Below are 14,803 nucleotides of genomic sequence, written 5' to 3'. Positions count from 1 at the left end.
TTGTCTTAATGTTGAACATATGAAGTGCGCAGTCTCCTAAGAGATAACCACTGACAGAAGCGCATCTGTGCATGATGTCGCGCCCGATACGCTATCCTGTCATTGCCACAAGCATAATCTCATGGTGTCATACCAAGATGATGGCAAGGTCTTACCGACGCACGCTGTTATCTTCGGCTGTATGGTGGCCTTGCTTAGGCAACCCCGAAGTACTGCCTGCTTCTGTCGCCGGCGAGACGAGACCCAGATTCGCTGAGTGTTGCTTTTACTGGAGGTCTGAGCGAATGCAAATCGAGCCGGGAGAAGCTCTTCATGCCTGACGTGACACGAATTCCCAAGAACAAGGCCCATGGTCACATAGCGATAGTCCACTTGGGTCTGGGAGCCTTTCATCGCGCTCAGCAAGCGGTCTATCTCGAGAAGTATCGCCAGCGTACAGGCGATACCCATTGGGGCGTGAGCAGCGCCAACCTTCGCTCGAGTATCGACTTGGTGGATGGCCTGCGCACGGCGGGGTATTGCTATCACGTGGCTGAATACGCCGACAGGGAGACCCTGACCCTGCGCAAGATCGGGGTGATCGAGGAGGCACTGTTCACCGGCCGCGATGCAAAGGGGTACTGGGGGCGTGACCTCCAGGCCCTGCTGACGCGGCTGGCTTCGCCCGAGATTCGCATCGTCACCCTCACCGTCACCGAGAAGGGCTACTTCCTCAACCCGGCCAGCGGCGAGCTGCGCGCCGACGACCCCATGATCGCCGCCGATATCGCTTCGCCCAAGGCACCACATACCGCACCGGGTATTCTGGTGGAGGCACTGGCGCGGCGGCGCGAGGCCGGCGTACCGCCTTTCGCGGTGCTCAGTTGCGACAACATGCCGGACAACGGCCATCGCACCCGCAATGCAGTGGTCCAGCTCGCCGAGCGTCGCGACCTCGTGCTGGCCGAGTGGATCGTCACCCAGACGGCCTTTCCCTGCAGCATGGTCGACCGCATTGTGCCGGCGATGACCGAGGCGGGCTTCGCCCAACTCTCCAAGCTTGGGATACAAGACCCCAACGCCGTGATTTGCGAGACCTTCGCCCAGTGGGTGGTGGAGGACCGCTTCCCGCTCGGCCGGCCAGACTGGGCGGCCGACGGAGTGGAGATGGTCGCCGACGTGGCGCCCTACGAGACCATGAAGCTGCGCATGCTCAACGGCAGCCACTCGCTGCTGGCCTACTTGGGCGCGCCGGAGGGTATCGATACGGTGTATGACGCGGTGAGCCGCAACGACCTGCGGACACTGCTGCGTCGCTACATGCTGGAGGAGGCGGCGCCGACGCTGGACATGCCAGAGGGCACCGACCTCGTCGCCTACGCTGACTCGCTGCTGGCGCGCTTTGCCAACGACAGCCTGCGCCACCGGCTTCACCAGATCGCCATGGACGGCAGCCAGAAGCTGTCGCAACGCTGGCTGCTCGGCACCTTGGCACGCTGCGAATCTGGGCTGGCGGCGACCTGCACGGCGCTTGGCATGGCCGCTTGGATCCGCTATACCGCCGGCAGGGATCTTTGGGGCAACGTCTATGACGTGGACGACCCCTTGGCGCCGCGCTTCGCCGAGCATCACGTGCGGCACGGCCAGGACCCCGAGGCGCTGGTCACGGCCTTCCTGGCAATGGGCGATGTGGTGCCGCCAGCCCTGGCGGCCGATGCCCCCTTTGCTGAGGCGGTGCTCACGGCCTATCGTTCCCTGACCGAACAGGGCCTCGACGGGGCGCTCGCCGCCCTGGTGCGAGGCTGAGAGGAGATCCCCTATGGAACATACTTGGCGCTGGTTCGGCCTGAAGGATCCCATCCGCCTCGAGGAAATCCGCCAGACTGGGGCCACTGGCATCGTCACGGCGCTGCACTTCGACTAGACAGCCTTCGCCCGCCTTGGGGGCCGAAGAGCGCTACACGCTGGAACAGTTCAGGGGAGTGCTGACTGAGTATGCTGACATTGATGCCGAGCGGCTGCGTGAGCACCTCGGCTACTTCCTGCGTGCGGTGATCCCTGTGGCCGAAGAGGAGGGAATCCGCATGGCGAGCCACCCCGACGACCCGCCTCGGCCAATGCTGGGGCTGCCGCTGCGCCCTGATCACGGTCACCATATCCTCGACGACCGGTACCGCGACACCGTCCCGGGCTATCCACTTTACGGTCGACTACGCGGCTTGGCTGAGCTGCGCGGGATGGAGCTGGCGGTACACCAACTCACCTGACCTCACTGCTCCTTATCATCAAGAAGCGGCCCCGCCAAGCGATGAGCTGCACCTCGAAAGTTCGACGGACGCTACATGCCTCAGCGAGCCAGCCAGCCGCCATCTACCACCAAGGCGTGACCATTGACGTAGGAGGCAGCATCCGAGCATAGAAAGATGACTGCTCCGGCCAGATCCTCGGGGGTACCCCAGCGCCCGGTAGGGATGCGTCCCAGAATCTCGGCGCTGCGGGTAGGATCCTCGCGCAGGGCCTGGGTGTTGTCGGTGGCCATGTAGCCCGGAGCGATGGCATTGACGGTGATGCCGTGGGCAGCCCATTCGTTGGCAAGAAGCCGGGTCAGGCCGAGGAGACCGCTCTTGCTGGCCGTATAGGAGGGCACTCGAATGCCCCCCTGGAAGGAGAGCACCGAGGCGATATTGACGATTCGCCCAGGTGCGTCGCGTTCCACCAGATGGCTTGCCACCGCCTGGGCGAGGAAGAATGCCGCCTTGAGGTTGACGTCGACCACGGCGTCCCAGTCCTCCTCGCTGAACTCCAGGGCGGGCACACGGCGGATAATTCCGGCGTTGTTGACTAGGATATCAAGCTGCCCAGCCGCCTCGAGGGCGCGCTCGACGATGTTGGCTGGGGTCTCGCGGCCCAGTTCCGCTTCGATGCCGATATAGCGACACCCCAGCCCTTCAATGTGGGCACGGGTCTCGTCGGCAGGGCTGCGACTGACGCCAACAATGTCAGCGCCGGCCTCGGCGAGCGCCACGGCCAGGCCTTGGCCGAGCCCCTTGTTGCAGCCGGTGACCATGGCCACCCGGCCATGCAGGTCAAAGCGGGTCATGGTTGGTCTCCTGTGCGTCGAGGCGAGCCAACGCTTCGGGCCTCCAGGCAACGTCGTTGACCAGGTTGATCGGGCGCTCGCCCCTGAGCGCCAGGATCAGGTTGTCCACGGCCCGCTGGGCCATGGCATTGCGCGTCTCATGAGTCGCCGAGCCGATGTGCGGCAGAGCCACCACATTCGTCATGTGTGGCAGAGGCGACAGCGGCGACAGCGGCTCCTGCTCGAAGACGTCCAGGCCGGCGGCGCGAATGCGCCCTATCTCCAGTGCCTCGATCAGCGCCGCTTCGTTGACGACCTTGCCGCGGGCGATATTGACGAAGATCGCCGACGGCTTCATCAGGGCAAGCTCTCGCTCGCCGATCAGGTGCTCGGTCTCGGCGGTGAGCGGCACGGTGACGCAGATGACGTCCGCCTCGGCGAGCAGCGCGTCCATCTCGCGGCGCTCGGCACCCAGTTCTTTCTCGAGAGCCGGCTTGGGGGAGGCATTGGAGTAGAGCACCCGCATGCCAAAGCCCAGGGCGCCGCGACGAGCCACGGCGGTGCCGATACGCCCGAATCCAATCATGCCTAGTGTCTTGCCGTGCACGTCACTGCCGAAGTGTTCGGGGCTGATCCCGGTCTTCCAGTCACCGCGCTTGACAAGCTCGGCCAACTCCACGGCGCGCCGGGCGGCAGCCATGATAAGCAGGAAGCCGGTGTCGGCGGTGGTCTCGGTGAGCACATCCGGAGTGTTGCAGAGCAGGATGCCGCGGCGGGTCAACTCCTCGACCGGATAGTTGTCGTAGCCCACCGAGATGGTGGCGATCGCCTCCAGGTGGGGGGCCGCGTCGAGCAGCTCGGGGGTAATGGTCAGGCTGGCACCGATCAGCCCGTGGGCGCCTGGGAGAGCGGCCCGGAAGCCAGGATCGTCAGCGGCAGCCAAGCTGGGAAAGGCCTGGACCTCGAAGTCTTGGTTAAGCTGGGCCAGCTGGTCGTCGTTCAGGCGGCCATAGGCGAGGATGCGTTTCTTCATTTTTTAGGCTCCTTTCGGGTGGTGGGCAGGGTAATTACTGGGCAGACACCTCGGCTTCAAGCGCCGTGAGGTGGTCGCGACTGGGCAGGCCCTCCATGTCGCCCACCACCTGCACCGCCAGTGAGCCGATCAGGTTGCCGCGGCGTACCGCTTCCCGGGGAGAGCGGCCGTCGAGCAGGGCGCTGACTACGCCCACCGCGAAACCGTCGCCGGCGCCCACCGTATCCACCACCTCGGCTACCGGGACGCCCGGTAGGGTGAAGCTCTCCTGTCGGCCGCCCAGGGTGCCGTGATAGTAGCTGCCCTCGGCCCCTAGCTTGATGATTACCGCCTGAGCGCCGCGCTCCAAGTAGAAGTCGGCGATTGCCTCGGGACTGTCCCGGCCGCTAAGCAGTCGCCCCTCGGCCAAGCCGGGCAGTACCCAGTCGCTATGGGTGGCCAAGTCATTCAGGGTGTCGCGCATCTCGGTCTCGCTCGACCATAGGCTGGGGCGCAGGTTGGGGTCGAAGGAGATGCTGGCGCCGGCTTTGCGGGCTTGGGTAAGCATATGTCGCGACAGCGCTCGGGCACTGGGCGAGAGCGCGGGCGGGATGCCGGTGGCGTGCAGGTGGCGCAACGCCGAAAAGTCAACGGCGTCCGCATCGGCGGGGGCTAGGTTGCTGGCGGCGCTGCCGCGACGGAAGTAGGTGACCTTGGGATCGTTCCCCCCCAGGGTTCGCTCCTTGAACAGCAGGCCGGTGAGATGGTCGGGGTCGATGGCTAGATGCCGGCAGTCCAACCCCTCTGCCTCTAGGGTGCGGCGAATGAAGGTGCCGAAGCCATCGTCGCCGACCCGGCTCAACCAGCCGACGTGAAAGCCCAGGCGAGACAGGCCGATGGCGACGTTGGTGTCGGCGCCGGCGATGCGGCGCTGAAAGTGTTCGACGTCGGCCAACTCGCCCGGACTCTCGGCAACGAACATGGTCATGGCTTCACCGAAGGTGAGGAGATCGGGGGCGGGAGCAACATGGGCGGACATGAAGGACCTCTCAGTCATGTGAACCGTGGCTGGTGTTTCATTACCGGGGCCGACCAGCCCGCACCAATCGAGCTCGTCGATGCCCATCAGCCCGATCTCGCCCAGGCGCTGGTCTTTGAAGCCCTGGCCTCCTGCGCGACCTTGAGGATCGTTGTGCGTTGGTGATTGGTTGGCGTCATTGGATCTCTGCAAATGGAACCGTTCCCATCGTAGGTCCCTCTTGGAGGTAAGGCAAATGCACATAGGTTTGGCGAGAGATCACTTTCAAGATGAATATGTTTGATTTCCGGCGGGACACTGGTGAGCTTGCATGTACTCAAATGGTACTTCTAGAACCTGGGAAGGCACCCGCGGCGTAGAAGGAGGCTGCCCAGATCCAGGTGGTGGTCATGCTGGTAGCACCCATGCCGAAGCCCACACGGTGGTTGGAGACCATGAAGGCGTCGGCGTCCTCGTTCTTCTTGCGGATGCCAAGCGTTATTAACCCGCTATTTTCTCGATCAAGACGTGATAGAAGGGAATGCCTATCATCACGTTAAGCGGAAAAGTCACGCCCAGCGACGCCAACATCGCAAGGCCGATATTGGCTTGGGGAACGCTCGCGCGCATCGCCGCTGGTGCGGCAATATAAGAGGCGCTGGCGGTCAGGGCCGCGAGAATCACCACGGAGCCGGTCGGCAGGTCCAGTGCCATGCCCATGGCGATACCTAGCATCGCCAATAGTGGCGGTGTGACGATGGCAAACGTCAGTAAGCGCCAGTGGTGCCAAGGCAATGGGCGCAACGTTTGGGCGGCCGTCAGCCCCATTTCCAGCAAGAACAGCGCCAGCACACCCTTGAAGGCACTGGTAAACAGCGCGGTGACTTCTCCTCCTTGGACAGGCCCGTAAAGCGCACCGATCAGCACGCCGCCGCCTAGCAGTATCACGCCGCGGTTGGTCAAGGTCTCGTGCCACAGCTTGCTGACGCTCTCGTTGACTTCGGCCCCTTGGTGACGGCGGAACAGTGCAATGGCGATCATGATCGCGGGCAGCTCCATCGCCACCAGATACAGGGTGACCTCGCTGCCTACCAGTAGGTTGCGCGCTTCGACATAAGCCAGTGCAACGGCAAAGGTACCCGCGCTCACCGAACCGTAGTGCGCCCCGATACTGGCGCTGTCGGCCGCCGAGAGACGCACCAGACGCCGCAGCACCGGCATCAACATCAGCGGAATCAGCGCCGAAAGGAGCGCAACGCCGGCAAGTTCCGGCACCAACCCCCAGTGAAGGTTACCATGCAGCGCCATGCCGCCTTTCAGGCCGATGGTCAGCATCAGCAACAGGCTGAGGGTGTCGTAGGTGGCTTTGGGGACTTGCAGGTCGGACTTCACCGCGCCGGCCACCAAGCCCAGCAGGAAAAACATCACCACGATATCAGGCATGGATACATCGCTCCGCGAGTTGATTTGGTGCAGGAGTTTGCCCATGGTGGGCTTAGTCGACTAATAATAAATCGGGTTTTTAGCATAGATGATGTTCTATATGAGTTTATTTCGATGAACGTTCGCCATCTCACCTTTCGGCTGTTGCAGGTCTATGTCAGCGTGGTGCGCTGCGGCTCGATCAGCGAAGCGGCGCGGCAACTCCATCTCACTCAACCGACCGTCTCTCAACAGCTCAAGCGGTTGAGCGAAGCGGTGGGTGGCCCCTTGCTGGAGCATCATGCCCAGGAACTCAGGATGACCGACACCGGCCAGGCGCTTTACCAGGCAAGCCGCGACGTACTCGGCCGCTTCGAGGATTTCGCCGATCAGCTAGGTGCGTTGCAGCAAGGCAGCAAGGGGCGCTTCAGTATTGCGCTGGTGAACACCGCCCAGTACGTGCTTCCCCGACTGCTGGGGCCTTTTAGTCGCGCCTTTCCAGACGTCGATGTGACGGTGCATATCGGCAACCGTCGCCAGATGCTGACACGTTTTGAGCGCCAGGAAGACGATATCTATGTGTTCAGCCACCCGCCTTCACTGGACCATGCGGTGGCAGCCCGCTTTATGCGTAATCCGCTGGTGGCGATTGCCTCTACCGCACATCCGTTGGCTCAAGCGCCAGGGGTGCTCTCGATGGAACAGCTGCTCAACGAACGCTTGTTGCTGCGCGAGCCGGGTTCCGCTACTCGGATGCTGCTGGAAAGCTGGCTGCAGGAACACGGCTTGGCGATGCGCTCGACCCTGCAAATGGCCAGTAACGAGGCAATGCGGGTGTCGGTGGGAGCCCAGATGGGCGTGGCGGTGCTCTCTGAGCATGTGTTGCCCAAAGAGCATCCCGAGCTTGTAGTACTGCCAGTACAGGGCCTGCCGATCGAAAGCCATTGGCAGCTGATAATCCGTAATGATCGCCGCCTACCGCAGCCGGCCCAGCGTTTCTTGCAGTACACGCGAGATCATCTGGAAGAGTGGATCGAGCCTCGCTTTGTGTGCAACGAACTGGCAGCGTTGTTCGAGGCGTTACCCTTCAAGTTGGAAAAAGATTAGCGTTGTTGCGCAGGGTCACCGATCACTACCCAGCCGTCGCTTTCGACGCTTACCGGAACTGCATCCAGCGCACATCCCAGCCCATGGCCCCCGACACCTTCGCCGGTACGGGTTAAAAAACTCGCTTCATGGTTAGTGCAGCGCAGAAGCTCGCCGTCTTGACTTAAAATACGTTTGCCACGCTGGTCCAAAGGTAAGTACTGGTGTGGGCAGGCGTTGACATAGGCGACAAGTGTGGACTCAAGCTTGATGAGTAGAAGTGGAAAACGTCCCTTTTCATTTTCCAGCGTGAGACTGCGCGTACTATTGGGAAGCAGTTCCTCTTCCTTTACGAGGCGCGTGCCTGGGTAAGGGGCACTACGGTAACTCTGCCATGATTGGGACATACGGTGCTCTCGATGCTTGGTTGGTTATCGATGTATCCAGGAAAATAAGTTCACTCATTCGGGCAGGCGCCCCTGGCGGGCCAGGCGACGTTTTACCCAGCGCTGATAGAGCCAGCTCAACATTGGCTTGATGCCGGGAAGCCCAATCAGCCAGGCCAATGGCTTGAGCCTGGGGGCGCGGTTCATCAACAGGATATACGTATCGAGACCGTTGTAGATCCGCCCCTGTTCATCTTCCACGTGCAGCGATAAAAGAGCCTCTTGCGGGTCCACTCCTCGCTCACGCAGCAGTGTTGCATTATCAGTTACATCCACCCATTCAATACCCTTCGCCTTGCTGCCGGCAAGCCGTTCATAGCGCTGCCTGTCCCGGCGGCAACCGGGGCATTTGGCGTCGTAATAAACGTAAAGTGTCGTCGGCTGGGTCATGGTTTCTCCTGGGTGGAGTGTTTAAGGCTAGCTCATTGTGCCAAGTGCAAGGCGGCGTGTTACAGAATCATCGCGGCCACCCAGCCGAAGGCGAGCAGCGGGATATTGTAGTGCAGAAAGGTGGGCACCACGCTGTCCCAGATATGGTCATGCTGACCATCGGCATTCAGGCCGGCAGTGGGGCCGAGCGTTGAGTCCGATGCCGGGGAGCCTGCATCCCCCAAGGCCGCAGCGGTACCCACCAGCGCAATGGTGGCCATCGGTGAAAAGCCGAAACTCAGTGCCAGCGGCACATAGAGGGAAGCGATGATCGGAATCGTCGAGAACGAGGAACCGATGCCCATGGTGATGAACAGGCCCACGAGCAGCATCACCAAGGCGGCAAGCCCCTTGTTGTCTCCGATCAAGTCGGCGGAGCTTGCGACCAGGCCTTCCACTTCGCCGCTGGCCTGCATCACGCTGGCAAAGCCCGCTGCTGAAATCATGATGAAGCCGACCAGGGCCATCATGCGCATGCCTTCGGTGAAAATGCCGTCCTGCTCATGCCAGCGGAACACACCGCTTACCGAGAGCAGTGCGAAGCCGAAGATGCCGCCGAGCACCATGGAACCGCTAAGTAGCTGAACGGTGACGGTCCCGACCAGGGCCGCCAACAGTACTGCCTTTTGCCAGGTAGCGAGATGGCGTGCCGCCTCGGCGGGTGTCTCATCGCCGTGAGCCAGGTCGCGGTCTTCATAATCGCGCTTCTTGCGATAACTGAACAACACCGCCACAGCCAGCCCCAATGCCATGCCGCCGATGGGAATCACCATGGCCATGGGTACCATCTGGCGGGTGACCTCCAAACCCAGCTCAGCACCGCTTTCGTTGAGATTGGCCAGCAGGATGTCATTCAGAAAGATCGAGCCGAAACCTACCGGCAGTAACATGTAAGGCGCGGTGATACCGAAGGTGATCACACAGGCAACCACCCGCCGGTCGAGCCTGAGATGATTCATGAGCTTGAGCAGGGGCGGCACCAGCACTGGAATGAAGGCGATGTGCACCGGGATCAAGTTCTGCGAGCTGATCGATGCCGCCAATAGTGCCGCCAGCAGGGTGTAAATGATCAAACGGTGGTTATCGCCGGTAGCGCTTTTGGAATCGTTGAGGTTAAGGCCGTTGATGGCGCGGCTGGCGAGTAGCTCGGTGACGCCCGAACGCGACAGCGCCACGGCGAAAGCACCCAGCACCGCATAAGACAGCGCAATGGTCGCGCCGTTACCCAGGCCGTCATTGAAGGCATCGAGAATCTCGCCCAAAGGCATGCCGGCATACAGGCCGCCTACCAGGGCTGCGATAATCAGGGCAAACACCACGGAAACCCGGGCAAGACTCAGGCCAACCATGACCAGGATGGCAAGAACAATGGCATTCATAAAAACTCTTTTAATTCAAAGGGGTATCTTGAGTTAGCCTCCGCGGCGCAGTTTCAAAGACAGTTTCAAAGACGGTTTTGAAGAGAGTGTCGAGAAGAGTGCCATGGAGGACGAGGTAACCGGATGACTCAGGATGCGAGGCAGCGGTAATTGTGTGGCGGCTTCAATATCAGCGATCTTCTTTCTCGAAAACGGAAAGAGAGGCTGCGCAGTTTACCTGTTATCTACGATAGGGCGCCAGAAACCAGCCTTCCTTATCACCAATTTTGAGTTTTCTGCTCCTTGATAACGTGAGTGGCCAAGAAAGTATTTGCAGGTAGTAACGTTTGTTACTATATTCTTGGGGTCACCAGAACACGTCAGGTAACCAACAACAAGCAAATCGGAGCAGCTCATGATCAATATCCAGCAGATTCACCATGTGGCCTATCGCTGTAACGACGCCAAGGAAACCGTCGAGTGGTATCAGGACAAGCTCAATATGGATTTTCTGGTCGCCATTGCCGAAGACCAGGTGCCTTCCACCAAGGAGCCGGACCCTTACATGCATCTGTTTCTGGATGCAGGCCAAGGCAATATTCTGGCGTTTTTTGAAATCCCCAACTCGCCTCCCATGGGCCGGGATCCCAATACCCCGGAGTGGGTGCAGCATATTGCCTTTCAGGTAGCGGATGAAAAAGCGATGCTGGAAGCCAAGGCCGAACTACAAGCCAAGGGTGTGGACGTGATTGGCCCGACCGAGCACGGCATTATCGGCTCGATCTACTTCTTTGACCCCAATGGCCACCGGCTGGAGCTGACTTACGTAAAAGGCACGGCGGAGCAGATGAAGCAGCTCAAGGAAGTCGCCCCTGCGATGATCGAAGAATGGGCGGTCACCAAGAAAGCGCCCAAGCATGCCGCCTGGCTGCACGAGGAAGAATTCACTCCTTGAGTTTATCCTGCTCGGCAAGCTGGTGGGTGCGTTCCAGCAGCTTGTCGAGCAATCCATCGAGCAGTTGTTGTTCTTCAGCGCTCAGCGCGTCCAGCAAGTACGCCTCTCTTTCCAGTACCAACGGTACGATGTCCCGGTAGGTTTGCAGGCCTTTTTCCGTCAGTTGCAGGCGTAGATAGCGTCGGTCGTGCGCTGCCGGGTGCTGGAGCAGAAGCCCACGTTCCGTCATGCGGGCAATCGCCCGGCTCACTTGCATTTTTTCCAGATTGGTATGGGTCGCGATGTCCTTGGCGGAAAGCTCGGGATATTCGCTGAGTGTCGCCAGCACCCGCCATTCCTGATGCGTCAGATTGAAACGCCCGGTATACAACCGCCCCACAGCGCCACTCACGGCTGCCTGCAGATTGGCGAGGCGGTAGGGGAAGAAACGCTTCAATGTCAGTTGGGGAGTATCCGAATGAGTCACGATCTGGCGTCCGGTGGCAAGTGGGCAAAAAGGTTCAAGCCGCAGGCTTATAGTTTCAAGTGAAACAAATTTGATCCTGATCAAGGCAGGCGCTGAATATCGCAACGATACTGCAGTTATTCACTAGAAGGGAGAACGATCATGACTCATCCCCAATCTCAAACCCCTGCAAAGCGTCCATCCTGGTGGGAGCGTGTCAGTGAGCGTTGCTACCGGGCTTCCACCCCTGCGTTGGCGCGAGGTATGCAGAACGAGTCGCCGGGCGCCTTTCATGAGGTGGTCAACGATATCACCCTGCCGCTGGATGCCACCTTTGAACAGGAAGTCGCCAGACAGCTGGCACGGGGCACTTATGTCGGGTTTCGCCCCGCCCAATCATTGATGCCGGTGATGGTGCAGCGCTTCGGGCTGGTGCTCGAAAACCTCGGCGAGAAGCAAGCATCTCTCGAAACCACCTGCAATGCATGTCCCGTGGTGGGCCATTGCTGGAAGTCGCTGCGCCACACCACCGATGTCGAGACCTTCCGTGACTTCTGCCCCAACGCCGACTCGTTTGATCGGATGGGTGCCCACGTCGAAGAGTAACCTTTCGAGCCTCTCGCATCTCTCGCTTCATTTAGTAAATAGAAAATAGTAAATACTAAACCCCGGCTTTGTCGGGGTTTAATCGTTCAGGGTTCTTGTCATTCAGGATTCTTGCCGACAGAGCGCCACCAGGCGTGCCTTGGAAGGGACGCCGAGCTTGGCGTAGGCCCGCTTGCGGTAAGTCTCGGTGGTGGAAAGCGCGATATCGAGCTCGGCGGCAGCGGTCTTGAGCGTGTGGCCACGTAACAGATACAGGCACAGCTGGCGTTCACGCTCGGAGAGAGGCGCCAATACTGCGGCTTCATGAGCGCTAGGTTGCTCGGGTCCGGCGCGCGTGCTGCTGTAATGGCGGCGAATCAAACTGGCCAGCAGCGGCGCCAGGCCATTCAGGCAAGCCAGGTCGGTCGAGGTGAAAGGGCCTCGCTGAGTGTCTCGATAGAGATTGAGATAATAGGCACCGTCACTGGCTGCTACGTTGAGCGAGACCTTGTCGATAAGATCGGGAAAAGCGAACAGATGACTACGATACGAAGGTGACATGGCCTCGCCCTGCATGGTGGTCAACTCTTCGGTGGAAAGATTTTCCCGGTTGTCGACCAGCCGACGCAGGTGCAGGTAATTGGGGTCCTGGCGAAACAATCCACCGGCATAAAGACGAGCCAGGCGCCCGGCAACCCGAGGCTTATTCTGATTGACGGCCAACAGGCAGTCGACTTCGTCATTATCGGCGTAGGCAAATATCATGCATTGCTCGATGCCCACGGCCTGTTGCAGCAAGGCGAGCAATTGGGTTTCGAAGCTGTCGCTTCCCATCGCCTCGATGCAAGCGGCCATGCCGGGCAACAGACTCGGCCAGTCGGTCAGCTCGGTGTCGAGAAAGTCGCTCATGGGAAATCCTTCAGGGTGGCTTGAACTGAGGCTGATGCGGTTTAAACAATGGCGGTGTCCAGGCTTTTGCGGGACAACCCCCCGGGCGACTTGGGTATAGGCTATCCCTGAGCTGAATGCTTGAAAACAACAGTAACAGGAGAACGCCATGCGACCCGCCGGTAAAGGCGAGCTCGACTCGCTGTATTTCGATTATCCGCATTTTCCCTTCGTGCGTCCTGCTGAATTGAATGGTGATCAACCCCGCCATCGGGTGGCTATCATCGGGGCAGGGCCGGTCGGCGTGGCGGCCGCACTGGAGTTTGCCCGCCAGGGTATCGAATCGGTGGTGCTCGATGATAAGGCCACGCTCAATGACGGCTCCAGGGCGATCTGTCTTTCGCGTCACAGCCTGGAAATCCTGCAGCAGCTGGGCGTGGAAAAGCCGTTTATCGACAAGGCGCTGGGCTGGACGAGGGGGCGTACCTATTTTCACGACCATGAAGTCTATCGCTTCGAGATGCCGCATTCCGATCAGGAACGTTTTCTGCCGATGTACAACCTGCAGCAGCAGTACATCGAACAGTTTCTGGTCGACGCGGCCATGCAGAGCCCCTTGATCGAGATGCGCTGGCAGCAAGCGGTCAGCGACGTAACCCAGAACGACGACGGCGTGACCTTGAGCGTCACCACCCCCGAAGGCGACTATCGGCTTGAGGCCGATTATCTGCTGGCTGCTGATGGTGCGCGCAGCGTGGTACGCAAGGCGTTTGATCTGCCCTTGCACGGGGAGGCCTACGAAGGCCGCTATGTGATTGCCGATGTACGCATGAAATCCGACTTTCCCACCGAACGCCGTGCCTTTTTCAGCCCCTCGGTGATGCCCGAATCCACGCTTCTGGTGCACAAGCAGCCCGACGATATCTGGCGTATTGACTATCAACTGTTGGCCGATGAAGACCCCGACCAGGCGGTGACCGAGGCGGCCATCCGCGAACGCGTGGGCATGATCATCGAGATGCTTGGCGAAGACAGCGAATGGGAGCTTGAGTGGTGGAGCCTTTACAAGGCTTACACCCTGGCGCTGGAGGATTATCGCCATGGGCGCGTGCTGTTCATTGGCGACAGTGCCCATCTGGTGCCCATCTTCGGGGTGCGTGGGCTCAATAACGGCCTGGCAGATGCAGTCAACGCTGCCTGGAAACTGGCCTGGGTGCTCAAGGGCGAGGCATCCGAGAAACTGCTGGATAGCTACAGCCCGGAACGGCGCGGCGCCACGCTGGAAGTCTTCGCCAATGCCGGCAAGAGTACCCGCTTCATGACCCCGCCCAGCCGTGGCTATCGGCTGATGCGCGATGCCGCTTTATCGCTGGCGCTGCGTAACGATTACGCCAGCAGCTTCGCCGACCCGCGTCAGGTCACTCCCTACACCTATGCCGACAGCCCGGTAACTGCCAGCGGTGATGCCGGTTTCACCGCTGGCCCGATGCCCGGCGCACCCTTGATCAACCGCCGCTTGGGCGAAGACGATTTTCTGCTCGACCACCTGGGCGCGGGGTTCAACCTGCTGGTGTTTAGCGAGGATGGTAGCGTGACGCCTGAACTGCAGACAGCATTGACTGATCTTCAGGCACGCAATACCGGCCTGGATGTGCTGGTTATCGCGCGCCATTTCGGAACGGCACCCTTGGGCACCACTCTGGTCGATCGGCAGGGGGCTTGCTTCGATGGCTATGACGCCGAGCCCGGCAGTGCCTATCTGGTGCGTCCGGATCGCCATGTCACGGCCCGCTGGAAGACACTCGACGCTTCCACCTTGAACACTGCCTTCAAGACCGCTCTGGGAGAACACTGATGACCACGCCGACCTCGACACAGACAACCTTGCCGTTTTCCGATCTCGAGCAGGTCTATGAGCAGCTGGCCGTGACGCTGGATGCCGTGCCCGAGACGCAGGAAACGTTGTTCCTCGCCCAGCTGGCGCTGGCGCTGGCCCATCGTGTGCCCGACGTGGCGCAGGTGATGGCGGCGATACAGGAAGCCCGCGACGGCCTGCAAACTTAGTCAGCAAAGGCTCCCTGGCGCCGGGCTAGCCCTTGGA

16 protein-coding genes and 1 pseudogene are annotated in these 14,803 nt (G+C 60.5%); 8 read left to right on the top strand and 9 right to left on the bottom strand.

The genetic code is table 11. The annotated features are described in order from the left end of the window. Nucleotides 1–312 precede the first annotated feature (312 nt). From LG290_RS15460 to LG290_RS15450, 3 genes and pseudogenes are all read left to right on the top strand, one after another. Nucleotides 313–1,785, top strand: a complete 1,473-nt coding sequence (locus LG290_RS15460) for a mannitol dehydrogenase family protein (RefSeq protein ID WP_499835546.1) — start codon at nucleotides 313–315, stop codon at nucleotides 1,783–1,785. Between the two features lie 13 nt (nucleotides 1,786–1,798). After that, a complete protein-coding gene (locus LG290_RS15455) occupies nucleotides 1,799–1,903 on the top strand; it encodes a mannonate dehydratase (RefSeq protein WP_499835545.1) in 105 nt (34 codons plus the stop codon). A 19-nt stretch (nucleotides 1,904–1,922) separates the two neighbouring features. Further along, a pseudogene (locus LG290_RS15450) lies at nucleotides 1,923–2,246 on the top strand (mannonate dehydratase); the annotation flags it as partial. Nucleotides 2,247–2,326: 80 nt separating this feature from the next. On the opposite strand, the gene kduD reads toward LG290_RS15450, so the two are convergent. From kduD to LG290_RS15430, 4 genes are all read right to left on the bottom strand, one after another. Next, complete coding sequence (gene kduD / locus LG290_RS15445; RefSeq protein ID WP_499835544.1) at nucleotides 2,327–3,079, bottom strand: 2-dehydro-3-deoxy-D-gluconate 5-dehydrogenase KduD; 753 nt, start codon at nucleotides 3,077–3,079, stop codon at nucleotides 2,327–2,329. After that, entirely contained in the window at nucleotides 3,066–4,091 is a 1,026-nt protein-coding gene (locus LG290_RS15440) for a 2-hydroxyacid dehydrogenase (RefSeq protein WP_499835543.1), read from the bottom strand. Before LG290_RS15440 ends, kduD begins: the two co-directional genes overlap by 14 nt. A 34-nt stretch (nucleotides 4,092–4,125) precedes the next feature. Beyond that, nucleotides 4,126–5,058 carry a sugar kinase gene (locus LG290_RS15435; protein ID WP_499837122.1) on the bottom strand — a complete coding sequence of 311 codons (933 nt, stop codon included), beginning with the start codon at nucleotides 5,056–5,058 and terminating at the stop codon, nucleotides 4,126–4,128. 531 nt (nucleotides 5,059–5,589) lie between these two features. Further along, nucleotides 5,590–6,531, bottom strand: a complete 942-nt coding sequence (locus LG290_RS15430; RefSeq protein ID WP_499835542.1) for a sodium-dependent bicarbonate transport family permease — start codon at nucleotides 6,529–6,531, stop codon at nucleotides 5,590–5,592. A gap of 114 nt (nucleotides 6,532–6,645) precedes the next feature. Here LG290_RS15430 and LG290_RS15425 point away from each other — a divergent pair, with 114 nt between their 5' ends. Next, nucleotides 6,646–7,617: a LysR family transcriptional regulator gene (locus tag LG290_RS15425; protein ID WP_499835541.1), complete on the top strand. Its 972-nt coding sequence runs from the start codon at nucleotides 6,646–6,648 to the stop codon at nucleotides 7,615–7,617. On the opposite strand, the gene LG290_RS15420 is transcribed toward LG290_RS15425, so the two are convergent. The 3 genes from LG290_RS15420 to LG290_RS15410 are packed head-to-tail and all read right to left on the bottom strand — an operon-like array spanning nucleotide 7,614 to nucleotide 9,850. Then, nucleotides 7,614–8,003, bottom strand: coding sequence for a Rieske (2Fe-2S) protein (locus LG290_RS15420; RefSeq protein WP_499835540.1), 390 nt, complete (start codon nucleotides 8,001–8,003; stop codon nucleotides 7,614–7,616). The two genes, LG290_RS15425 and LG290_RS15420, sit on opposite strands and share 4 nt — an antisense overlap. A 54-nt stretch (nucleotides 8,004–8,057) precedes the next feature. After that, the gene (locus LG290_RS15415; RefSeq protein WP_160418295.1) at nucleotides 8,058–8,432 is read right to left on the bottom strand and encodes a thiol-disulfide oxidoreductase DCC family protein; all 375 of its coding nucleotides are present in this window, start codon (nucleotides 8,430–8,432) and stop codon (nucleotides 8,058–8,060) included. A gap of 59 nt (nucleotides 8,433–8,491) precedes the next feature. Beyond that, entirely contained in the window at nucleotides 8,492–9,850 is a 1,359-nt protein-coding gene (locus LG290_RS15410; RefSeq protein ID WP_160418293.1) for a Na+/H+ antiporter family protein, read from the bottom strand. A gap of 394 nt (nucleotides 9,851–10,244) precedes the next feature. Between LG290_RS15410 and LG290_RS15405 the strand changes: the two genes are divergently transcribed. Next, nucleotides 10,245–10,784 carry a VOC family protein gene (locus LG290_RS15405; protein WP_160418290.1) on the top strand — a complete coding sequence of 180 codons (540 nt, stop codon included), beginning with the start codon at nucleotides 10,245–10,247 and terminating at the stop codon, nucleotides 10,782–10,784. Here the strand turns inward: LG290_RS15405 and LG290_RS15400 are convergent. Continuing rightward, nucleotides 10,774–11,250: a MarR family winged helix-turn-helix transcriptional regulator gene (locus LG290_RS15400; RefSeq protein WP_202114734.1), complete on the bottom strand. Its 477-nt coding sequence runs from the start codon at nucleotides 11,248–11,250 to the stop codon at nucleotides 10,774–10,776. The two genes, LG290_RS15405 and LG290_RS15400, sit on opposite strands and share 11 nt — an antisense overlap. Nucleotides 11,251–11,391: 141 nt before the next feature. On the opposite strand from LG290_RS15400, the gene LG290_RS15395 reads away from it, so the two are divergent. Next, nucleotides 11,392–11,835, top strand: a complete 444-nt coding sequence (locus LG290_RS15395) for a hypothetical protein (RefSeq protein ID WP_499835539.1) — start codon at nucleotides 11,392–11,394, stop codon at nucleotides 11,833–11,835. Nucleotides 11,836–11,937: 102 nt separating this feature from the next. Here LG290_RS15395 and LG290_RS15390 read toward each other — a convergent pair whose 3' ends face one another. Next, nucleotides 11,938–12,723, bottom strand: coding sequence for a LuxR C-terminal-related transcriptional regulator (locus LG290_RS15390; protein WP_499835538.1), 786 nt, complete (start codon nucleotides 12,721–12,723; stop codon nucleotides 11,938–11,940). 148 nt (nucleotides 12,724–12,871) lie between these two features. Between LG290_RS15390 and LG290_RS15385 the strand changes: the two genes are divergently transcribed. Both LG290_RS15385 and LG290_RS15380 read left to right on the top strand, forming a co-directional pair. Further along, nucleotides 12,872–14,557, top strand: coding sequence for an FAD-dependent monooxygenase (locus LG290_RS15385; protein ID WP_499835537.1), 1,686 nt, complete (start codon nucleotides 12,872–12,874; stop codon nucleotides 14,555–14,557). After that, complete coding sequence (locus LG290_RS15380) at nucleotides 14,557–14,766, top strand: hypothetical protein (RefSeq protein WP_499835536.1); 210 nt, start codon at nucleotides 14,557–14,559, stop codon at nucleotides 14,764–14,766. Before LG290_RS15385 ends, LG290_RS15380 begins: the two co-directional genes overlap by 1 nt. Nucleotides 14,767–14,803: the final 37 nt, after the last annotated feature.

It is taken from the genome of Halomonas sediminis, assembly GCF_044871105.1.
Classification (GTDB): domain Bacteria; phylum Pseudomonadota; class Gammaproteobacteria; order Pseudomonadales; family Halomonadaceae; genus Vreelandella; species Vreelandella zhuhanensis.
Note: the sequence above shows the minus strand (reverse complement) of the source record. Positions and strands in the feature narration are given on the sequence as shown.